This is a genomic window from uncultured Chloroflexus sp. (assembly GCF_937129525.1).
Taxonomy (GTDB): Bacteria; Chloroflexota; Chloroflexia; order Chloroflexales; family Chloroflexaceae; genus Chloroflexus.
Genome location: NZ_CAKZNK010000112.1, coordinates 68,274 through 90,235, shown reverse-complemented (window position 1 = coordinate 90,235; position 21,962 = coordinate 68,274). Strand labels below are relative to the sequence as shown.

17 protein-coding genes are annotated in these 21,962 nt (G+C 57.9%); 4 read left to right on the top strand and 13 right to left on the bottom strand.

Annotated elements, in window-relative coordinates:
- Positions 1-483 precede the first annotated feature (483 nt).
- A complete protein-coding gene (locus tag Q0650_RS14590; protein WP_298820201.1) occupies positions 484-936 on the bottom strand; it encodes a zinc-ribbon domain-containing protein in 453 nt (150 codons plus the stop codon).
- Positions 937-1,157: 221 nt separating this feature from the next.
- Between Q0650_RS14590 and Q0650_RS14585 the strand changes: the two genes are divergently transcribed.
- The gene (locus Q0650_RS14585; protein ID WP_298820200.1) at positions 1,158-1,736 is read left to right on the top strand and encodes a hypothetical protein; all 579 of its coding nucleotides are present in this window, start codon (positions 1,158-1,160) and stop codon (positions 1,734-1,736) included.
- A gap of 221 nt (positions 1,737-1,957) precedes the next feature.
- Here Q0650_RS14585 and Q0650_RS14580 read toward each other — a convergent pair whose 3' ends face one another.
- From Q0650_RS14580 to hisC, 5 genes are read right to left on the bottom strand one after another with little or no spacing between them, the layout of a single operon-like run.
- Positions 1,958-2,935 carry a PrsW family intramembrane metalloprotease gene (locus tag Q0650_RS14580; protein WP_298820199.1) on the bottom strand — a complete coding sequence of 326 codons (978 nt, stop codon included), beginning with the start codon at positions 2,933-2,935 and terminating at the stop codon, positions 1,958-1,960.
- Entirely contained in the window at positions 2,932-3,549 is a 618-nt protein-coding gene (gene hisB / locus Q0650_RS14575; protein WP_298820196.1) for an imidazoleglycerol-phosphate dehydratase HisB, read from the bottom strand. Before hisB ends, Q0650_RS14580 begins: the two co-directional genes overlap by 4 nt.
- Positions 3,521-3,847, bottom strand: coding sequence for a nucleoside triphosphate pyrophosphohydrolase family protein (locus tag Q0650_RS14570; protein ID WP_298820194.1), 327 nt, complete (start codon positions 3,845-3,847; stop codon positions 3,521-3,523). The genes hisB and Q0650_RS14570 overlap by 29 nt, the downstream gene beginning before the upstream one ends.
- A gap of 5 nt (positions 3,848-3,852) precedes the next feature.
- Positions 3,853-4,632 (bottom strand): histidinol-phosphatase, encoded by a 780-nt coding sequence (gene hisN / locus Q0650_RS14565; protein WP_298820192.1) that lies wholly within the window; start codon positions 4,630-4,632, stop codon positions 3,853-3,855.
- On the bottom strand, positions 4,629-5,735 hold the full coding sequence (gene hisC / locus Q0650_RS14560; protein WP_298820191.1) for a histidinol-phosphate transaminase: 1,107 nt from the start codon (positions 5,733-5,735) through the stop codon (positions 4,629-4,631). The genes hisN and hisC overlap by 4 nt, the downstream gene beginning before the upstream one ends.
- Before the next feature lie 388 nt (positions 5,736-6,123).
- On the opposite strand from hisC, the gene fabF reads away from it, so the two are divergent.
- The 3 genes from fabF (at position 6,124) to Q0650_RS14545 (ending at position 10,386) form a co-directional block, all read left to right on the top strand.
- On the top strand, positions 6,124-7,539 hold the full coding sequence (gene fabF, locus Q0650_RS14555; protein WP_298820190.1) for a beta-ketoacyl-ACP synthase II: 1,416 nt from the start codon (positions 6,124-6,126) through the stop codon (positions 7,537-7,539).
- Between the two features lie 67 nt (positions 7,540-7,606).
- Complete coding sequence (holB, locus tag Q0650_RS14550; protein ID WP_298820189.1) at positions 7,607-8,629, top strand: DNA polymerase III subunit delta'; 1,023 nt, start codon at positions 7,607-7,609, stop codon at positions 8,627-8,629.
- Between the two features lie 167 nt (positions 8,630-8,796).
- Positions 8,797-10,386, top strand: coding sequence for an ATP-binding cassette domain-containing protein (locus Q0650_RS14545; protein ID WP_298820188.1), 1,590 nt, complete (start codon positions 8,797-8,799; stop codon positions 10,384-10,386).
- Between the two features lie 59 nt (positions 10,387-10,445).
- Here the strand turns inward: Q0650_RS14545 and Q0650_RS14540 are convergent, their stop codons facing one another.
- From Q0650_RS14540 to Q0650_RS14510, 7 genes are all read right to left on the bottom strand, one after another.
- The gene (locus tag Q0650_RS14540) at positions 10,446-11,504 is read right to left on the bottom strand and encodes a response regulator transcription factor (protein ID WP_298820186.1); all 1,059 of its coding nucleotides are present in this window, start codon (positions 11,502-11,504) and stop codon (positions 10,446-10,448) included.
- Positions 11,505-11,745: 241 nt separating this feature from the next.
- Positions 11,746-12,945: a sugar ABC transporter permease gene (locus tag Q0650_RS14535; protein WP_298820184.1), complete on the bottom strand. Its 1,200-nt coding sequence runs from the start codon at positions 12,943-12,945 to the stop codon at positions 11,746-11,748.
- 114 nt (positions 12,946-13,059) lie between these two features.
- Complete coding sequence (locus Q0650_RS14530; RefSeq protein ID WP_298820182.1) at positions 13,060-14,583, bottom strand: ATP-binding cassette domain-containing protein; 1,524 nt, start codon at positions 14,581-14,583, stop codon at positions 13,060-13,062.
- A 108-nt stretch (positions 14,584-14,691) separates the two neighbouring features.
- Entirely contained in the window at positions 14,692-15,846 is a 1,155-nt protein-coding gene (locus Q0650_RS14525) for a sugar ABC transporter substrate-binding protein (protein ID WP_298820181.1), read from the bottom strand.
- A 361-nt stretch (positions 15,847-16,207) separates the two neighbouring features.
- Positions 16,208-17,575 carry a hypothetical protein gene (locus Q0650_RS14520; RefSeq protein ID WP_298820180.1) on the bottom strand — a complete coding sequence of 456 codons (1,368 nt, stop codon included), beginning with the start codon at positions 17,573-17,575 and terminating at the stop codon, positions 16,208-16,210.
- Positions 17,576-18,127: 552 nt separating this feature from the next.
- Positions 18,128-19,036: a hypothetical protein gene (locus tag Q0650_RS14515; RefSeq protein WP_298820178.1), complete on the bottom strand. Its 909-nt coding sequence runs from the start codon at positions 19,034-19,036 to the stop codon at positions 18,128-18,130.
- 449 nt (positions 19,037-19,485) lie between these two features.
- Positions 19,486-21,822, bottom strand: a complete 2,337-nt coding sequence (locus Q0650_RS14510) for a beta-propeller fold lactonase family protein (protein ID WP_298820176.1) — start codon at positions 21,820-21,822, stop codon at positions 19,486-19,488.
- Positions 21,823-21,962: the final 140 nt, after the last annotated feature.

Here is a 21,962-nt window from a genome sequence, read left to right as displayed (position 1 = left end):
GGGCCGGTCGGAGGAGGCGAGCGGGTCAGGCAGCGGTAGGGCGTGGTGGCGCGGGCCGGTCGGAGGAGGCGAGCGGGTCAGGCAGCGGCGGGGCGTGGTGGCGCGGGCCGGTCGGAGGAGGCGAGCGGGTCAGGCAGCGGTAGGGCGTGGTGGCGCGGGCGGGGAGGTACTATCTTCCGCTGCTCGCATGGTGTTAATAGTTTACGATAAGAACCTTCATCAACCTGTCTGCGGTGTTATGGATCGCACCGCGAACCATCTCAGCGCTTTCGATAGTATCAGGTGAAAGTAATACAAACGCCGACGAAGATCTTTCCGGCGCCGACAGGTTTATGTGACGGTCATCGTTTGCAGGCTATCGCGCGCGGGGAGGAACTTTGAACTGTGTCCTGCTCGATTGACGCGCGCAGTGTTGATACAGGCGAAACAGAGCGCGAAACAGCGACGGCGTTTCGCGCTCGATCTGTTCACGGTAACAGGGTTTCATCCCACGCGCACGCCACAGCTTGGGCAGAAAATGGCGGTAGCCGGCATCTGGAATCCGCACTGCTGGCAGGTCTTGGGGCCAGCCTGCGCCGGCGGCGCTTCGCTGATCGGCACCGATTGCACGGTTGGTTGTGTTGGTGGCGTTACCGGAGCTGGCTCGACATACACCTCGTTCTGGGCCTGCTTGAGATCTTCTTCGCGAGTGACAAGCGCATTGCGGAGCTGTTCAACTGCGGCAGCTAATTCGGCCAGTGAGGGAGCATGAATATGACCGGCGCGTTGCAGGTCGTAAGCGCGCTGGCCCAATTCCATCAATTTCTGATCAATCTGGCGCCTCAACTCATTAATTTCACCCTGCAACCGGGTAGTCTTTTGAAACTTTTCGGCCTCAAATTTAGCCCGGTCACTTACCTGGGCAATGGTTTTGCTTAACTGATCGAGCAGTCCCATCGTTCACTCCTTTCTGCCGGCAATCTGGCAGTATTGTAGCATGCAACGCATCTTTGCTACAGGTTTGACGATCACTGCGCATTACTGGATGCACGGTACTACCGCGCGCGCAGGGTAGTCCTAACCGAAAATCAACCTGTTGTACTATGGAAACTCTTTTGCCGTTCGATTACGATTATTGGTAGTGCAATTCCGCCGCTTTATATGTCGTGAGGTCTGAGGTGACTGCTATTACTCTGCAAACACCACTCCTGGATCCTCTCAATCAGATCATCACACTGCTCGATCAACTGCGTAACCGGGTGCCTTTTGCCGAAGAGGAATTGGCGCATCATTTACAACTGCGAGCGATTCTGGTTGAGCAACAAGAGCAGAGCGCGACGACGCTGGCTGCGTGGCGGGCGGCACTGGCGCAGCGCTGGGAGTGTGAAGTGCGCGCGCAGCGATTGTATGCCGCTGTTCGCCGACAAGTGTTGGATTTTGCCGGCGCTGATGCTCCTTACCTGCCTCTCTTCGAGCCTGACTCGGCGGCTGGCGCGCTGACCGCGACCGATTTGCTCAATAGCCTGCGGCGACTGGCAGCAGTATTGAGCCTGATCCAACCCCAACCGCTGTTCGTCGATCAGGCGATGGCGGAGCTTCAGGCGGTGGCTGCCGAGTTGCAAGCAGCGATTGCGCATACCGAGCAGTGTGAAGAGGAGCGGCGACGAGTACAGGCCGAACAGCGATTGCTCCTTGAGTTGTCGCACCGCTCGTACCGGCGCACGCGCCATCGCATCGCCGAGCATCTTGGTCAGTGAGCGCAACCTGCTCACGTCGGTGGGCCATTCGCTGGATCGGTTAAATCTCTCTTGCAGCTACACGATGGAGTGTATCTCTCTCTCCGGTCAATATCGTGTAGTGTGATATGCTCTGCGTTAGTTTTTCCTCTTTCCTCGCAAACAGTTAGAGATGGGCACGATCTGGTAGAAAGCGATCCGGCTATCGTTTTCTCTCTAGCGATGACCAGAGAACGTTGCTGTTATACCTGTGGCGCCAGGCGGGCAATTTCAGCGCGAAGCTGATGGATGCGCGCAATCGTGTCGCGCCGATTGCCGACACCGGTAGCCAGATGATGCTTTTTATGCGCAAGTTCGGCGCAAGCTTCGTAAAAACGGCTTGCGGCCACGCTGCGAAGCCGATTGCGGAACTGACCGCTGAACGATTTTGCCGCGGCGTAATGGGCCGGTGAGATGATCCCGGCAGCAACCTCTTCGGCGAGGTAGGTAGCAATGTGTTGCTGCTCGCGCCGGATTTCCCAGATCACCAATCCCAATACCACCACCCACGACGACCAATCGACCAGTAAGGTCAAACCGAGGCCGGTGATGCCGAGTTCGCCGGCGAGGAAGACGGCCATGGTATTGTGGAGCGCGTGGAGGCAGACGGCGAGTAACCAGCCGGCAGCGGGTGAGACCAGCCGAACGATCCGATTGGGATGGAGCCGGAACATTGCCAGCCCCAATCCGATCCAGGCAGTGTAGACGGCGTGACTCCAGCCACCCAGGACAACCCGCAGGACGAAGAGGGTCAACAGGCCCCCCATCCCGCCTTCGGCATAGCCGAAGAAGTAGAGGTAGAGCAGATTTTCGGTGGCGGCGAAGCCGAGCGCAGTGATAGCCGCGTAGAGCATCCCGTCGAGACGCGAGTCAAACTCTTCGGGGAACGCAAGCATGATGATCACGACGGCAATGCCCTTGAGACTCTCTTCCACTAGCGGCGCGAGCAACGTGGTGCCGGCAACTTCAGCCGTGGCTTCGCCGATAAAAATTGCCAGCGAGGCCTGCGCCAGTCCAGTCCAGACAATCGCGCCCAGGGTGGCGATGAAAGCTCCCCAGAGGAAAGCGCCGAAGAGCAATCGGCGCGGCTCTTTTTCAAACCGGTCAAGCCAGTAGGCAATGGCGGCGTAGATGAACGCTGGCACGAAGCTAAGCACTGCGGCAGCCACAAACCCGATCATAATACACCCTTTGTGCTGGGTATCGCGCCACCGAGACGAGGATCAAACCGGGTCGCAGCGTCAAGCGCGCGGCCAAGCGCTTTGAATAAGGCCTCGATCTTGTGATGGTCATTGCGTCCGTAGAAGACTTGCGCGTGCAGATTGCAGCGACCGTTGAAGGCGATGCTCTCGAAGAGGTGCGCGATGAGATCGGTGCTGAGCTGGCCGACTCGTGGCGTGGCAAAATCGGCCTGCACGACACAGTAGGGGCGTCCACCCAGGTCAATCGCTACCATAGCCAGCGCTTCATCCATCGGCACAAAGCTATGGGCGGTGCGGACAATCCCGGCGCGAGCGCCAAGGGCCTGATCAAGAGCGCGCCCCAGGCAGATGCATACATCTTCGGCGGTATGATGTTCATCAACGTGGAGATCGCCGTGAGCGCGCACAGTAAGATCAAACAAGCCATGCCGCGCCCAGAGAGTCAGCATATGGTCAAGAAACCCGATTCCGGTCTGCACATCAACCTGTCCGCTACCGTCGATGGCAAGAGTGAGCGAGATGCTCGTCTCGCCGGTTATGCGCTCGACAGTTGCGCGACGGATGTTACTCGCTGCGCTGTTGACTTCGCTCACTGCTGAATCCCTCCGGGTAGCGGCGGCGCAACTTGTCGATATTGGCCGCCATAACAGCTTCCATTGACAGATCGAGCGTATCGCAGGCGAGAGCCACATACCAAAGCACATCGCCCAACTCTTTGATCAGGGCATCGCGATCGAGCGGATGGCCGTGGAAGAGATGTTTCTTTACCGTATCGGCAAACTCGCCGGCTTCGCCGTTAAGACCAAGCGCAGCATTGATCAGGCGTTCCCGAGAAGATAGCCCGTCTGCCAGGGTGCGCAGCGCCAGGTGTTGATATTCGTTGGCATTCATTCCGATCACTCCTCGCTGGCAATCACTGCTAACAATTCAGGCAGTACGTGGCGGTTACTGCCGATACCTTCTCCATTGTAGATAGTTGATTGGCCTTTCCAGTCGGTATACGTGCCGCCGGCTTCGGTCAAAATGGGCAGCAGCGCGGCGGCATCCCACACGTTCATTGCCGGATCAAGCGCGACTTCAGCGCGCCCGGTCGCGACCAGCACATAGCCGTAGCAGTCGCCCCAGGTGCGAAATAATCGGGCGCGGGAAAGAATGCGTTGAAAGGCAGCAGCCCGGCCATACTGCTCGTAGCCGTGGGCGATGGTGCCAACCACGAGGCTTTCGCTCAGTGATGAAACCGTTGAGACGCGGCACGGCTGACCGTTCCATGCGCAGCCCAGGCCTTGCGCAGCAGCGACCATCTCATTCAGAGCGGGAATGTAGATCACGCCAAGCACCGGTTCGCCTTCGCGGAGTAACCCGATCAACACCCCGTAGAGCGGCACGCCCCGGACAAAGCTTTTCGTGCCGTCGATGGGATCGAGCACCCAACGGTAGGTAGCCTGCTCGCTACCGGTGAGACCGTCTTCTTCGCCCAGTATGGCATGATCGGGATAGGCGGCGGCAATGGCGGCGCGCAGGTAACGTTCCGCTTCCCGGTCAGCAATCGTCACTGGCGACTCATCAGCTTTATGTTCAACGGTCACGCCCTGCTGAAAGTAGCGCAGCGTGATCTGGCCGGCCTCGGCGGCGATCTGGCGAGCGAATGTCAACATGCGTTCAAGCGATGCAGTCATCGGGTCACCTCAGCGAGGGTTGTGAGAAGAGCGTCGGTCTGGTCTGGCGTGCCAACACTGATGCGAATGTAGCCATCGAGGAGAGGGGTGCGGTAGTGACGCACCAGCACACCACGCTGTTCGAGAGCCAGCTTGAGTTCACGCGCGTCACGCCCTTCGACCCGACAGAGGATGAAGTTGGCAACACTGGGGAAGGGGGTCAGAAACGGGAACTCGCTCAGGCGGGCGAAGAGTCGTTCGCGTTCGGCAACGATAGCCTGTACCCGTTGATGCAGCTCAGTCACTGCGGTTAGCGAGGCAATCGCAGCCGCTTGAGCGGCAACGGAGACATTGTACGGTTGCTTGATCTTCCAGAGTTGTTCGATCAGCCAGTGCGGAAAGAGACCGTAACCGACCCGCAGACCGGCCAGACCGGCCCATTTGCTGAAGGTGCGCAAAATGGCCAGGTTGGCGTATTGATCGAGGAGGTCGCTGGCGCCAATTGGCGGTCTGCCCGGTTCGGCAAACTCGACATAAGCCTCGTCAACCACCACCAGGAGTGGGAGCGCGAGGACGCGCAGTAAATCGGCGCGGGGCAGCGGGTTACCGGTTGGATTGTTAGGAGCGGTAAGGAAAATGGCTTTGGCGCCCTGAGCTGCGGCCTGCTCGATAGCGGGCAGATCGAGGCTGAAGTCAGGGCGACGCGGCACACTGATCACCCGTCCAGCGCAGATGCCAGCGTCAAATCGGTACATGCCGAAGGTTGGCGGGCAATCGATAATGGCATCGCCGGGACTGACGATGAGGCGCATGATCAAATCGATCAATTCATCGGCGCCGGCCCCGCAAAGAATCTCGGTTGCAGGCCGCCCGGTGTAGGTAGACAGAGCAACGCGCAGCGCGGTCTGTTCGGGATCGGGATAGATATGATAGCTGGCAGTTTGCTGCAAGGCAGTCAGCGCTGCCGGCGCAGGGCCGTAAGGATTTTCATTAGCATCGAGTTTGACGATGCGCTCAACCGGCAGACCGAGGCGTTCAGCCAGTACCTCAAGTGGTACGATGGGGGTGTAGGCTTCGAGATCGGCGATCTCGGGCCGAATGAGACCGGGCAAAACGGGCATCATACTGACTCCGTGGCGGCAACATTGAGGAGTAGCCAGAACTTTGGTCGCATCATAGATTACCAGTTATCGGTTTGACTGTCAGGGTGTGCTGCTTACGCGCAGGAAACGAGACACGCTCAGGCCAGGATCAGAATGCGCATGTGATGATGGCATGTTCGTTGCGTCCGGGCCGCAATGGATTGCCAGCTTGCCTGATCCGGTCGCTCGTGACCAACGTTTCCGCTTGCCGGTCGCAAAGGGCGAGAGGCGCAGGCTGTCAGGCGCGTATGACGTGTTGATGGCTCTGAGCAACGTTTCCTGCCGTTTATCCGGCGAGTATGATACCACAGCCAGGGCAGGCGCATGGTATAATTCAACGCTTGAATGGTTGAAATGCAGGGAGGAAGTCATGACCCCGCGAGCATTGGATCGGCGCGCAGCGTTGCGGGCCGAACTGCTCGGTCTCGTGCGAGAGCATGTGCCGGACGAAGCCATTGAAGCCCAGATCGAAGCATTGCTGGCCGAGGTGCTGGCCGACGAGCCGGTGGTCGAACCACAAATGGCAGCAACCGACCAACAGCCGCCCGATCAACGGATTGTTGTCACCGGCATAGGGGTTATCTCGCCATTTGGGGTTGGAATTGAGCCGTTCTGGTCGGGGTTGACGGCTGGACGAAGCGCCATTGGGCGGATCACCTTTTTCGACCCGAGCGATTACCCTTGCCAGCTTGCAGGCCAGGTCAACGATTTTGAGCCGCAGGCCTTTATGGATGCCAAAGAGGCGCGGCGGATGTCGCGCGCCGGCCAGATGGCGGTCGCAGCGGCGCGGATGGCCGTAGAGCATGCCCGCTTGCCGATTGAGCGGATGGCGCGAGATGAAATCGGTGTGCTGATCGCCAGTGGCACTACGTCGATGCCCGATGTCGAGCAGGCGGCAGCGACGTTAATCCGGCGTGGCGGGATGAAGATCAGCCCATTCTTCATTCCGGCGGCATTGCCCAATATGCCGTCGAGTCAGGTTGCGATTCAGCTCGGTCTGCGCGGATATACGACCTCGATCTGCACGGCATGCGCGGCAGGAGCGCAGGCGATTGGCGAAGCGGCTGAGGTGATTCGACGCGGTGATGCCGAAGTGATGCTGGCCGGTGGCGCTGAAGCGCCTATCACGGCGCTCAGTTTGGGCGCGTTTTGCGTGTTGCGCGCGCTGAGTACGCGCAGCAACGATGAGCCGACCCGAGCCTCGCGTCCGTTCGATGCCTGGCGTGACGGCTTTGTGCCCGGTGAAGGAGCGGCAGTGCTGGTGCTGGAACGGTTGAGCAGCGCCCAGCGGCGCGGCGCGCCGATTCTGGCTGAATTGATCGGCTATGGCGTATCGGCTGACGCCTACCATGTTACCGCGCCTGATCCCAATGGGGAAGGGGCAGCGCTGGCAATGTGGCGAGCGCTCAAGCAAGCCCGTCTGGATCCGCAACAGGTTGATTACATCAATGCGCATGCGACCGGCACGCCGGCAGGTGATATTGCCGAGACGCGAGCTATCAAGCATGTGTTCGGTGAATATGCGTATAGTGTGCCGATCAGTTCGATTAAGTCGATGATCGGCCATCTTACCGGAGCTGCTGGCGCTGTCGAGGCGGTGGCTACGATCCTCGCCTTGCATCATGGCCTGATTCCGCCGACGATTAATCTTGAACATCCCGACCCGGAATGCGATCTTGATTATGTGCCAAATGTCGCCCGTCGAGCCGACTTACAGGTGGCAATGTCGAATTCGTTTGGGTTTGGTGGAGTCAATGCCGTGCTGGCATTTCGCGCCGCGCCCTGACTCGGGTTGATGATCTGATACGCACCGGATCGCTTCTAATCAAAAGTGCCCTGGTTACGGTGCCGGTATGTGGAATGTGGACGGTCACGAGTGGGCAATTGCCCAGTTGCGCAGCAATATCCGCGCCAATCGAGTCGCGCATGCCTACCTGTTCACCGGGCCGCCGGGGATAGGTAAGTCGTTGCTGGCTTTGCGTATGGCACAGGCCTTGACCTGTGAGCGGCAGACCGGCGATCCCTGCTTGCAATGTCGGACGTGTCGCCGGGTTGAGCGGGGTAATCATCCCGATGTGCGGGTGGCAGGTATGGAGACACAGGCAGCGGCGGCGAAGGCTGATGAAGCAGCGCGACAGAAAGAGTTGAAGATCGCGACGATTCGTGAGTGGCAGCGTGATCTGGCCTTGCGTCCGTATGAAGCAGCGCGGCGGGTGTTGATTTTGCGCGATGCTGAACGCCTCAGCGAAGAAGCGGCCAATGCGATGCTCAAGACTCTTGAGGAGCCACCGGAGTTTGCGACTCTGTTGCTGGTAGCGCATAGCAACGAGTTGCTGCCGACGATTGTCTCGCGTTGTCGAGTGTTGCGATTGCGCCCGTTGTCGCGCGAGCAGGTGGCAGCAGCGTTGCGCGCGCGCGGGGCAACGCCAGAGCGGGCCGTTGAACTGGCTGCCTGGAGTGGCGGTCGGGTGGGATGGGCCATCACGATGCTGGCCGATGAGACGGCGCAGGCGGCTCGCCGCGAGCAACTGGCCGCGTTGATCGCGCTGCGCGAGCAGGATTTGAGCGCCGGTCTACAGTGGGCCGAGCAGCGAGCCAAAGAATATCGCGCGGGCGAGCAAGAGACGGTGCTGGCATGGCTTGAGTTGTGGCAGAGCTGGTGGCGCGATGTCGTGTATGTTGCTGCTGGTTGTGATGAAGCGGTAACCAACGTTGATCGGCGGGCCGAATTGGCGGCGCTGGCGCGGCAGGTGAAGCCGGCAGAGGCGCTGGCTTTCTGGCAGCAAATTGTGATGACCGGTCAACAACTGCGCGAAAATGTCAATCCGCAACTGGCGCTTGAACATCTGGTGTTGCATCTCCCGCGCGCGCGTTGAGCGGCTCGCCGGGCACTGTCTTGTTCGCTCTTGATGCAGGCAGGAAGCGGCAATCGCCCGGTCTGATCGCAAGACGAGTCTACCGTTGCGCGCAGGTCGGGATCGGTTGCGCGCGATAGCGATAGGTAAGGTTAACAATCGGCACGAACACCTGGGGAGTTGCGCCTATGCTCCCATTGCTGAGCGCGCGCGAACTTCATACCTTTTTCGCGGCCAAGCCCATCTTGAGCGGGATCAATTTCGATCTGTACCCCGGCGAAATAGTGGGTGTCGTTGGCTTGCGCAGCGCCGGCAAGTCGGTGCTCTTGCAGACACTGGCAGGAATATACCCACCTACCAGCGGCGAGGTGTGGCTGGCGGGTGCGCCGATGACATGGACGGCGCAGGCGGCGCAACGGCGCGGGATCGAGTTTGTGCCCCAGACGCCGTTGCTGGTTGATGTAATGCCGGTGCTGGCGAATATCTTCCTGGGTCGTGAGCGGGGCCGACAACGACTTGATCTGGCTGCAATGGCGACGGTTGCCTATCAGTGGCTGGATCGGTTTGCGTTGCCGCGCAGTCTGGCGCATCAACGCGCCGGCGAGCTGACCGATGAAGAGCGTCAACTGGTTGCGCTCATACGGGCGTTTGCGCGACCAGCGCGGCTGTTAATCCTCGATGAGGCGCTCTCGATGCTGAGTTTTGCCCGGCAACAGCTTGTTTTGCAGCATCTGCGTGAACTGGCTGGCGGCGGCACCGGGATTATTCTCAGCAGTGATGATCTCAATCTGATCTTCACCATTACCGATCGTGTGCTGGTGCTCTACCAGGGCCGCCAGGCCGCGCTGCGCGCCACGGCCAGCACGACACCGCGCGAAATTGTTGAGCTAATGGTTGGTTCAGTGCGGCAGGAACGGGTGACGCCGCTGATCTGGGCATTTGAAAATTACTATCAGGCGCAGCAGCAAGCTGAAGCGTTACGGCAGCAGCAACTCCAGCTCCAGGACAATCTCGCCGAACAGGATACGCTCAATCGCGAACTGGTGCGACGCCTGCAAGATCAGATGGCTGCGCTTGATCAGCTTAACCAGGCGCTGCAAGAGGCCAATCACCGGTTGATTGTCGAACGCGAAGCCGAGCGCAAAGCGCTGGCGCGCGAATTGCACGATCAGGTGATTCAAGATCTGCTCAGCTTCAACTATCAGATCGAGCACATCGAGGAGGAGATTGAGCAAGCCAGCGTCCTGAACGAGTTACAGAATATTCGGCGCGGGATTCGTGATGTTGTGGCGATGTTGCGCCAGATGTGCAGCGATCTGCGCCCTCCTACGCTCGATAGCCATGGGCTGGCAGCGGCTTTGCGCTCGCTGGTGGGTCAATGGAGTGAGCAAACCGGGATTGCCGTTGAACTCAATCTGGCTGAACCGCTGGAGCGCTGGTCAGAGACGATCGAGCTGACTGTATTCCGCATCGCCCAAGAGGGTCTGAGTAACGTGCGCAAGCATGCTGGCGCCACGCGGGTGCAGCTTGAGGTGCGGCGCACATCGGCAGGGGGAGTGATGCTACGCCTGGCCGACAATGGACGTGGCATGGAGATGCCGCCGGATCTGACCGGTCTGGCTGAGCGGAAGCATTTTGGGTTGATCAGCATAAGCGAACGAGTCTCGCTGTTGCGGGGGACGCTGCACTTTGGGCGGTCGGCATGGGGTGGCCTGGAAGTGCGAGTCGAGATCCCCAATCCGGCCCCCTTTCCGGTCGAAGGGATTGGTGTCGGGTAGTGGAGCGGGCGTTGTTGCGGCGGAGACGCGTCGCAAGATTGCGGTAAATGGCGCAGTTATCACCGTTTTCGCCGCAGCCCATCCTCGATCACTTGTCGGACGGTCGCAGCATCGAGATCTTTCTTATCGAGAAAGACCAGTGCTCCGGCCTCTAAGCCGAGGCGACGAAACTCGCGGTCGGGATATGCGCTTATCAAGATTACGCGCGTTTCCGGCGCAACCTGCTTGATCCGGCGCAGGCATTGGATCCCATCGCCATCATTCAGAATAACATCAACGAAGACCAGATCGGGCGTGACTTGACGCAGCAGGCTCATCGCGGCGTGACAATCTTCGGCCTCGTAAAGGCGAGCCTCGGCGCAAGCCTTGCCAACCATGCGCTTGAGTTGGGCGCGGTAGCGGTCGTTGTCGTCGATGATCAAGACGGTCAACACGGTGGCGCCGATAGCTGGCTCGCGGCTTTGCGCCGCTTCATGCCCCGACTCGGCCAGCAATTCGGGGTGATGAAGAACGAACTGATAGGCTTCGAGGCGACTGCTTACATTGAGCGCGCGGTACAAGGCTGTGAGGTGATTTTCAATCGTCTTGACGCTAAGATCCATCTCTTGCGCCATGCGGCGGTTGTCATAGCCTTGCGCGATCAGGCGCAAGAGGTCGCGCTGGCGACGGGTGAGACTGATCGGCGAGGAGCGCAATTGTGGCGCAACCTGGATCAATCGGCTCAGCAGAGGGCTGGAGATCCAGTTACCGCCGGCCATGATTCGTTGCACGGCCAGTTGCAGGTCACTGAGCGGTTGATCTTTGAGATGATAGCCGTTGACACCGGCAGCCAGCAGTCCGATCACATACGATTGATCGTCATACGCGCTCACGACCAGGATCTTCAGCGCGGGATAGGTGGCATGAATATGGCGAATGGTCGCAATCGGGTCGAACTCGGGCATTGCCACATCCACAACCAGCAGATCGGGTTGATGTTGCGCCAGCGCAGCGAGTAATTGCGGCCCGTTGGCAGCCTCGCCGACCACCTCGAAATCCGCAAGACCGGCCAGCGCAGTGCGCAGACCGGCGCGCACAACGTCATGGTCATCGGCCAACACGACGCGGGTGATCCCCATTGCCCATCCTCAACCATACGACGCAATGCCTCGAAGGCCAGAAGTTGCCTGTATCAGGTTGCGATGCGGATTATTATCGCTGAAGAATCGCGGATGAGCAAATCAGGCAGGTGATGGATACAAGGAGAAATTGCGAGCAGGAGGGTTGGCTCCTGCTCGCGATGAGATGATAACAAATACTGCTCAAAATGTCTGGCTGACGGGTTGTTCTTAACGCGCCTCACCCGAGAATGGTCAGCGTCTAGCCGGCGCGTCCGCGGCGGCGCGTAGTGACATCGAAGATTACCGCCGCGACCAGCACCAGACCGCGCACAATGTATTGATAGGCAATATCGATGCCCATCAGGTTCATACCGCTCGTAAGCGACACATACACCAGCGCGCCGATGATCGAGCCGATAACGTTCCCGACGCCGCCGGCTGCCGAGACGCCACCGATGTAGGCGGCGGCAATCGCGTCGAGTTCGAAGAGGGTACCGGCGGTAGTCGTGGCCGAGCGGAGGCGTGAAGCGAACAAGATGCCGGACAATGCTGCCAGCATGCCCATCGAGGCGAAGACGATGTAGGTAATGCGCTTGACACTGATCCCACTCAATTCAGCGGCTTCGGGATTGCCGCCGACGGCGTAGATATGGCGGCCCAGCACCGTCTGGGTCGTGATGAAGTGGTAGATCGCTACCACGACCAGCACAATCACCATCGTCCACGACAGACCGTTGTAGCCGGCCATAATCCAGGCCAGCAAGCCGATCAGCGTTGAGATGAAGATCAGCTTGAGCGCAAACATGTCGGCGGGTAATACTTCGAAGTTGTAGGCCAGCTTCTTGTTGCGGCTGCGAATTTCGCTGAAGATGAAAGCGCCAATCGCAATTGCGCCGAGCAGCAGGGTAAGCGTATGGTAGCCTGGGATCAGCGTAACAGGCAGATCAGGAATGAACCCGTTGCCAATCGCATTGAATGTTTCGTCCTCGATGATGATGGTACCCGTGCCGGCAGTTACCAGTTGTAGCGCGCCGCGATAGATCAGCCAGCCTGCCAGCGAGGCGACGAACGACGGAATCTTGAGTTCGGCGACCGGCAATGCCGTGAGCAGGCCGGCCAACCCACCCATGACCAGCACCATGGGCACGACCACGATAGTGGGCAAATCCCAGAACCGGAGCGCAATCGCGGCCACGGCGCCGAGAAAGCCGGCCAGGAATCCGACGGAAAGATCGATATGGCGGATGACGATCACCAGCGTCATGCCTACCGCCAGCACTGCGATATAGCCGGTCTGGTTGATCAGGTTGCTCAAGTTGCGGGATGAGATGAAGATGCCGTTTGTGGTGATAGAGAAAATGATCATGATGACGAACAGGGCGATGAACATACCATATTGGCGAATATTCTGCCCTAATGTTCGCTGTAAATTTTTCAAGAACATCGCCTGCGTGGCCATTGTCTCCTCCGCGCCGTTGAGATAACAGGGTCATTAACAGGGCAACAGTGCCCGACGAACAGATACTGCTGCGAGCAACAGGTTGTTGTCGCATCGCGCGCAGTCGTTGCGTATTCAGTAATCGACTGCCAGCTCCATGATCTTTTCCTGAGATGCCACTTCAATGGGCAACTCACCTTTGATGCGTCCGCCTGACACGACATACACCCGGTCGCTCATCCCCAGCACTTCTGGCAATTCCGACGAGATCATGAGGATGCTCATCCCATCTTCGACCAGCCGGTTCATGAGCTGGTAGATTTCGTATTTGGCGCCGACATCGATGCCGCGGGTTGGCTCATCGAGAATGAGCACATCAGGCCGGACGAACAACCACTTCCCCAGGCACACTTTTTGCTGGTTACCACCGCTCAGATTAACGACCTGCTGCTCGATGGTTGGCGTTTTGATGTTGAGCGAACGACGGTATTCTTCGGCGACCTGAATCTCGGCGTTGCGGTCGATAATGCCGTTGCGGGCCAGCGCGCGCAGATTGGCCAGCGTGATATTCTGCCGCACATCCTGAATCAGGACGAGACCTTTGGCCTTGCGATCTTCCGAGACGTAGGCCATTCCGGCAGCAATCGCCTCTTGCGGATGCCGAAACCAGCGTTGTTTACCCTTCAGCCACAATTCGCCGCTAATCCGATAGCCCGGCGCATTGCCAAACATACTGAGCGCCAGCTCGGTGCGGCCAGCGCCCATCAATCCGGCAAGGCCGACAATTTCACCGCGCCGCACCTCGATGTTCACATCACGCAAAATATAACGCCCAAGTTCTGGCGCGTATACCGTCCAGTTACGCAGGGCCAGCATTGGATCAGCGCCGGGCCGATGCGAGCGCGGCGGGTAGATGTTCGTGATTTCGCGCCCAACCATGTTGCGGATCAAGGCCTGCTCGCTCACCTCACCCTTATGCGCGTCGAGGGTACAGACGGTCTTGCCATCGCGGAGCACGGTCACCGTATCGGCAATTGATAACACCTCTTTCAATTTGTGGGAAATCAGAATGCAGGTGACGCCGTGATCGCGCAATTCGCGCAACAGATTCAACAAATTTTCGCTGTCATCTTCATTCAAAGCCGCAGTTGGCTCGTCGAGGATTAGAATCTTGACGTTGCGACTCAATACTTTGGCAATTTCAACCAGTTGTTGTTTGCCTACTCCGAGATCGCGCACTTTGGTCGCCGGATTCACTGTCAGGCGAACTTTGCGCAGCATCGCATCGGCGCGATGAATGGTCTCGTTCCAGTCGATCAAGCCATTGCGATTGATCTCATGACCGAGAAAGATGTTTTCGTACACGGTCATTTCCGGCACGAGAGCCAGCTCTTGATAGATGATACCGATGCCGGCCCGTTCGCTATCGGCAATGCCGCTGAAACGTTGCGGCTGTCCATCAATCAAAATCTCACCGCTGTAAGTGCCATACGGATAGACACCGCTCAACACCTTCATCAGAGTTGACTTGCCTGCGCCATTTTCACCCACCAGACAATGGATCTCGCCGCGTTTGACGCTGAACGTTACATTGTCGAGCGCGCGCACTCCAGGAAACTCCTTGGTGATCTGGCGCATCTCCAGGATCGGGGTTTCCATTACACACCGCCTCTTATTGGGAAAAACCAGATGCTGAATGATACCACACGGCAGGTTGGGAGAGACAGACCGGGATCGCATCCCGGCCTGTCTCTGAGCATGCGAGGGTTACGGCAGGTTAGTGAAGTCGCTGGCGCTGTAGTAACCGGAGTCGATCAGGGCAGCGCGAACGTTATCACGGCTGACCGTTACGACCGGAGATTGAATGGCAGGTACGTCGATCTTGCCGTTGTTGTAGGAGCCGCGCGAGTCAGGCTGCTTGTTTTCAAGCAGGGCTACAGCGGCGCTGATGGCGTCTTTTACCAGCGTTCGCACATCCTTGAACACCGTCATCGACTGGCGGCCATCGATAATGTACTGCACCGACGCCTTTTCGGCATCCTGGCCGGTGACGAAATATTTGGTCACATCTTTGTCGGCGGCGAAGGCATCAGCGATAGCGCGCGCAGTGCCATCGTTGGGAGCCAGAATGTAGACCGTGCCCTTATCGGCGGCAGTTGCGGCGGTCAGATTCGCTTCCGCAAGGTTCTTGGCGGTGTTGAAGTCCCAGTTGGTCGTAATCTGACCGATGATCCTGGCCATCTCGTCGCGGGTGAGATCGGCCTTGTTCTGCAACGCGACCGCCTCGCTCGAGTTCTTGATCACAAAAGTGCCATCGGCAATCTTGGGTTGCAACACCTTCCACGCGCCCTCGAAGAAGAGGAAAGCGTTGTTGTCAGAGGCAGCGCCGGCATAGAGGTAGAGTGGATTGCCACTACCGCTAGCGTTATCGACCAGATACTGAGCCTGCTGCGCGCCGACGGCGATGCTGTCGAAGGTCACGTAATAGTCAACCGCATCGGTCTCGCGAATCAGCCGATCGTAGGAGATGACCTTCACGCCGGCGGCTTTTGCGGCGGCAGCCGCTGCGGCGGCAGCCGTGCCATCGTGCGGACAGATGATCAATACCTTGATACCTTTGGCGATCAACGCCTCAACGTTCTCTTTCTCTTTGGCCGATGAACCCTGGCTGAAGAGGATTTCAACCTGATAACCAGCCTGTTGGAGCGCTTCGCGGAAGCGAGTTTCGTCCTGAATCCAGCGGGGTTCATCTTTAGTGGGAAGGACGATACCGACCGCGAGTTGCTGGCTACTGCCACCCGCGCTGCCACCCGCGCTACCGCCAGTGTTGCCACCCGCGCTGCCACCGCTACCGCATGCGCTCAGCGCGAAGGTCAACGCCGTCAACAACGACAACAGAAACCACAGGGTCTTCTTTGACATTACAGTCCTCCTTGAGCATACGAATGCAACGCCATTGCGAACAATGCCATTACGCAGAGATCTTTCGCTGCCGGGCACACCTCCATGTGTCAATGGCAAAACCCAATACTGATGAAGCTATTGAACCATCACGACGCGCTTTTGCCTATCCTTGCTACCCTGAAACATGTCAGGGGATCACTCCCAGGCCAGCATTAGGGGGTTTCCCCTAGTACAGGTTAAAGACAATAAGGCAGCGCCATTCGCGAGACATGCAGCGCCGCTGCCTGCTGAGCGCAAACGCATAGCGCACAGGCGCGAACGTCCAATTCGCAAACCTGTGCGCTGTTGGCCAGCCGGTACCTATCGGTTGGGTCGTGGCCTAGCGTTGCACTGAGGGTATGAAGACCGTGTTGCTCGCCACGTACACGTTGAATGAAGCGTTCGTCGGCATAGACGATAAAGGATTCTGGTTGAAAATGCGCCAGCGGTTGTCAAACCAGTAAACACCAGTGGCACGATTGTTATCAATGCCAGTGCTGGCGCCGCCGGGGTTATAGTTCGAGGTGATGAAGACCAGCATGCCTCGCTTGCCATTGGTGGCAGGATTGTCTATCGTAGTGACATTGGCCGCTGTGTTGGCTCCAGTTGCAGTGTGAATGAACGCTTCCGGCGTAGACGGCAATACCATGACGTTGAATGAAGCATCTAGCGGCATCGTTTCGACACCCTGATTGAAAATATACCATTTGGAAAGCGTGCTGGAATATGCAACCCCGATGTTGGCATTGTTATAAACGCCAGGGTTAACAGGGTTCCAGTTTGGCGTGACGAGGAGCTTCGCGTTGGGATTATTGTTGGTTAAAGGATGATCAATGACGGTCACATGATCCACATATTTATTGGCTGAAGTCACCTTCTGCAAAAACACATTGATCCCTGGCTCAGGCGCCAAAACGTTGAATGCCGCATTGTTCGGCATTGTTGCCAGGTTTTGGTTGAAGATCGCCCATTGATTTGTCAGGGTGTCATAGAAGACACCGATTGGATGATCGTTGTAGACGCCGGCGCTGCCGCCCGGATTCCAGTTGGGCGTGACGAAGATCATCGCAAGGCGGTTGTGGTTGATCAACGATTGATTGATTGATGTATAGTTTTCCTCAATGTTACTTGCGTTCGCCACGTGAACGAAGGCTGCCGCTTGCGATACCGGAACGAACACATTGAAGGCGGCATTGACCGGCATTGAGGCTATATTTTGGTTAAAGATACGCATCTTGCCGTCAGAGTAGTAGATTCCAACGTGGTTTGGGTTGTAAACGCCACTGGAACCGCCTGGATTAAAGTTCTGAGTGATGAAGACGTAGCGAAATGGGTTGTTGTTTGTCAGCGGGTTATCGATTGCCGTTTGTTGCAAAACAGGTGTTGCAGCCTGATGCACAAATGCGCTGGCGCTGGCGTCGAGCGCCAGAACATTAAAGGCGATACTGACCGGCATTGGCTCGCCATTCTGGTTGCCGATGCACCAGAAGCCACTGACGTAGAAGACATTGGTGGGATGCTGGTTGTACAGTGAGCCAGCGCTGTAGTTGGGCGTGATGAAGAGAAGCGCATTCGGTTTATTATTTGTGAGCGGGCTATTGATACAGGTATGATTATTAACTATATTCGACTCCGTTGCCTGGTGGATAAACACATTTGGCGCAGTCGATGGGTAAACCATGACGTTGAATGCCGCATTGTCTGGCATTGGTTCAATGTTCTGATTGAAAATCTTCCACTTGCCGCCATCATACCAGACACCGACAGCGCGATTATTGTACGTTCCGCCGACATTGCCAGGATTCCAATTGGGCGTGACAAACACTAATGCGCTCGCATTGTTATTGGTGGCCGGATGATCAATGGTGGTGATATAACTGGCGATATTGACGCCTGTCCTGGCGACGTGCAAGAAGACGGCGTTGGGCATGGTGGGGTCTACGGCGCTGAGCGTTGTCGATGAGATTGGCGATGACTCCTGGGGCAGCGTATGCTGGAGTGTCATCGGATTGTCAGGCGCGCTGCGCTGAGCTGACAAGATCACGCCTGGCAGCAGCAGGCAGATAATGGCAACGCAGATGGCGAGAATGAAGCGGCGCCTGATGATCTGAACGGCGATTATGTGCGAGATAGTGAGTGAGGGGTGGGAGCGCATTGGAACCTCCAGCAGGTATTATTGTGAAACGAAGCCGGGCATCGACAGGCGTCATAACATCTGGCGCAGCCAGCGCAGTGCGATGACTGGCTGCGCCAACCCGCTCTAATCATTGAAGGTGCATTTCCACCTGCCCTTGACTCTGCCACCCTGGAAGGTGCCCGATCGCTCGTCTTCAGCCAGCGTGATCGTCACTTCTCCCTCGAACATTCGACTTTCCTGTTCCATCGGCGGCGCATTGGTGTCGCTAACGATGCTGATTGAAAGGTTTGCTGAAGCAGGTTGATTGACGGTCAGAGCGCCGCTGGTGCCAAGGAGGAATTCGACAAGTGGCGTAGGCGGGGCAAGGTCGGGGCGGGCAACAAATCCGACGATATACGGATTGGTATCGGCTCGGGATGAGCACACTGCAAATCCCAATAAGGGAAGAATTTGCAGATCTGCTAACCTGGTGACACCGGCTATCTCTTCCGGCGCTTCGATCACGACCTCCATATCTATCAGCGCGCCAGCATGGGGAACGGTCGTAGGAACAAGCGCGCCTGCTGACGTTGGCGTGAATGCTACCACGCGATCCGTCAAGAGCTGGCCAATATCAATCAGCTTCTGTCGTTCGACGCCATACCCATACAACACGATGTACCATCCGTTGACCACCATATACAGCGCGAGATTGCCGTTGTTGTCCCTGACAGCAGCTACATCCCCCAGGGCAACGGGTTCGACACTGTTGCCCAGTGCTTCTTGAAATTTGATAACTTTGTCATACGCCTCTTGACCAGGATTAAGTAAATCCATCTCAAAATCAACTCGCTTCTGACCATCAAACTCGTATGAGCAGGTGAGGATAAGTCCATCTTTGAGAGGGATGGTCGTGATCAGCGCTAACCCGAGAATGCCCGCTACAGATTCGGCGTTCAAGATGGCGCATGGCTCGGCGCTTCGCGGATCGAACGGCCCGGTAGCCACAGGCGCCTGCGTTGGCGCAGCGCCGGCAGTTGGTTGAGCGGGCACAGCGGTATCAACCGCCGACGGGGTGGATACAGCAGCGGGAACTGACGGGGCGGATACAGTAGCTGGAGCGGAGGGTGGAGGATTGGTCGCGCTGTTTGCGCCACATCCAGACAGGATGAACAGGGTCGTCAGGACTAGCAGGAGGCAGGATTTGATCTGTTGCATGATAATACCTCTCATTCGTTAGGAACGGCATCCAATGACCGATCGGTGATTAGAACAGCGGAACCATTCATATCATCATCACGATTGAGCCTCTGCGTGCCATTCGTTTGGGTGTAGAGTTGCTACTGCGCAAGTGATGGCGTCGGTTCCACCGTTGTTTGCGTTTCGCGTGAAGGTGTCACAGCGCGCACCGGTGACCATCAGCTTCAGACGCGCATGCGACGCGCCATCAAACCGAATATAACCGGCCGAGTCAAGGCTGAGCCTCCCCTCCTTCTGTGCGTCTAACGCTGCACCAATGGCAACAACATGTAGTTCAAACCCGGCACATACACCATGCCAGTCGTAGCGCCAGGGCTGTCGTTACTGTTGCACGTGCTGCCAATCGGCAGGATCGAAACGGCGCTCAGCTCTCCTGTCGTCGGGTTGACCGCAAACGAAGTGATATTGCAGGCAAACCCATTTGCGGCAAATAAGAAGGCACTGTTTCGGTTAAGCGCCAGAATGTTGGTGTACGACCCGCCAGACGCAAATGGTGAGCCGCTCACTGCGGTCAGCGTTGTGCTTGACCCGCTGTTATCAATGCGGTACACACCCACCCGATTACCGTCCCGGTCAGCCACCAGGTAGTAGCCAGATGGGTGGAGCGCGCCATGAACGGCGCCTGTCAAACCGGATGTGAACGAGTTGCCCGACACCGGGCTGGGCGCGCCGCTACTGGTGGTAAAGACGCGCACGCCGCCAAAAAGATTCGCCACAAATAATCTCCCGCTACCGTCGGTGACGTAGGCCAGCGGATTGTTTGCGTCGGAATCGAACGGTGAGCCGGACAGTGCGGTAAGCGCGCCGGTCGCAGCATTGACGCTGAAGCCAGCGAATGTAGAGCCAATCCCGCCGCCAGTGTACACATAGTTGCCGTCGCGGCTAAAGGCGCAAGAGTAAGGGAATGCCGTGTAGGTGGGAGCGCCAGTCACTGGCGTGGCGCCACTGCCGGAGATGGTATAACTGACAAGAGCAGGCAAACTGTCTGCATCTCCCGCCACCAGCACCGAGCCGCCGGGATGCACGGCCAGACAGTTCCAGAGGCCGGCGCCCAGGCTGATCGTGAACGACAGGGCCGTGAGCGCGCCGGTTATGCGATTGACGCTGTAGGCTCTGATGGTGTCGTCCCCATCATTCAGCACATACAGGCGGGCATTGACGGGATCGTATGCCATCCGCTCAGAAGATTTCACGGTGCTGCCGGCGCCGCCAGTGCTGATCGGAAAACCGGGCAGCAACGTCAACGCGCCGGTCGCTTCATTCACGCGGAAGCCGTAGATACGGTTCTCAAGACCGGCGCCGGCGCGGTCTTCCAGAGTATAGAGAAAGCCTGAACCGAGTGGGGCAGGCATCTGCGGCTGACCGACGTATGCCAGACCGCTAATACGGCCCGTTGTGCCGAGCGTATCCTCAGACTGTGGGGCGAGGCTGGTGAGCGCGCCGCTGGAAGCATTGACCGCGAAGGTGGTGATATTGCGACTGTCGCCGTGCGCAGCGAACAGCAACGCGCCGCTCTGGTTGAGCGCCAGCAGGTTGGTGTACGACCCGCCAGATGCGAATGGCGAGCCGGTCACTGCGGTCAGTGTTGTGCTTGACCCGCTGTTATCAATGCGGTACACACCCACCCGATTACCGTCCCGGTCAGCCACCAGGTAGTAGCCTGCCGGGTGGATCATCCCATAAGTGGTTTCTTCTATGCCGGACGTGAATGGATTGCCTTCAACAGGGGTCGGCACGCCGTTATCAGTAGTAAAGGCACGTATATTCTGGCCACCAAGAGTGCCCATGAATAATCGTCCGGTATCATCGGTGGCCAACGCAAAGACGGTACCTTCGACGGTGTCGAACGGTGAGCCGGGCAATGGGGTGAGAGCGCCGGTTGCAGGATTGACGCTGAATCCGGCAAGGGAGGGGGATGCGCTTCCCGACGCATACATATAGTTGCCGTTGCGACTAAAGACACAGGATAAAGCAACTGTGCCAAAGTCGACATATGGACTGCCTGCCGCCGGGGTGGCGCTAGCGCCGCTGATCACGAAACTTAACAGTTTGTGTTCACTGTCGAAACCACCTACCACCAGCGGTGAGCCGCCGGGATGCACTGTTAGGCAGTCCCAATCGCCAGATCCCAGACTGATCGGGCTGAACGGCAGCGCGGTGAGCGTACCGGTGTCGAAATTGACGCTGTAAGCGCTGACGGTGTTGCTCCCATTGTTCAGTGCGTACAGGCGGCCATTGCTAGCATCGTAGGCTATCCGCGAGGTGATACCCACTGGGCTCCCATTCCCGCCAGTGCTAACCGGAAAACCGGGCAGCTCCGTCAGGGCGCCGGTCGCCTCATTGACGCGGAAGCCGTAAATTTCATTCGCTCCGCCATCGACATCGCGCAAGGCGTACAGGAAGCCGCCAGTAGTAGTGACGCTGGTCACATGCGCCGTTTGACCGGCATCATGCGGCAGTTCGGAAGGCAACGGCGCGTTCTTTTGCGCTTGCACACCCATAGCGCCAAATAGCCATGCGAGTGTTAGCATCAATGCCAGCCAGGTGAAGGTTGGTTTGCGTGTCATTTTGCGTGTCATGATGTTGGTTGATCCTTTCTACAGAAACGATGTGACGCTTTGGGACGCTCTATCAGACGCGGTCGTGCCCGACTCGCAACGCGCGATGTGTCCGCCGAAGACGTGGCCAGGTTGCGCATTCCGTCACAAGATTCTCGTTC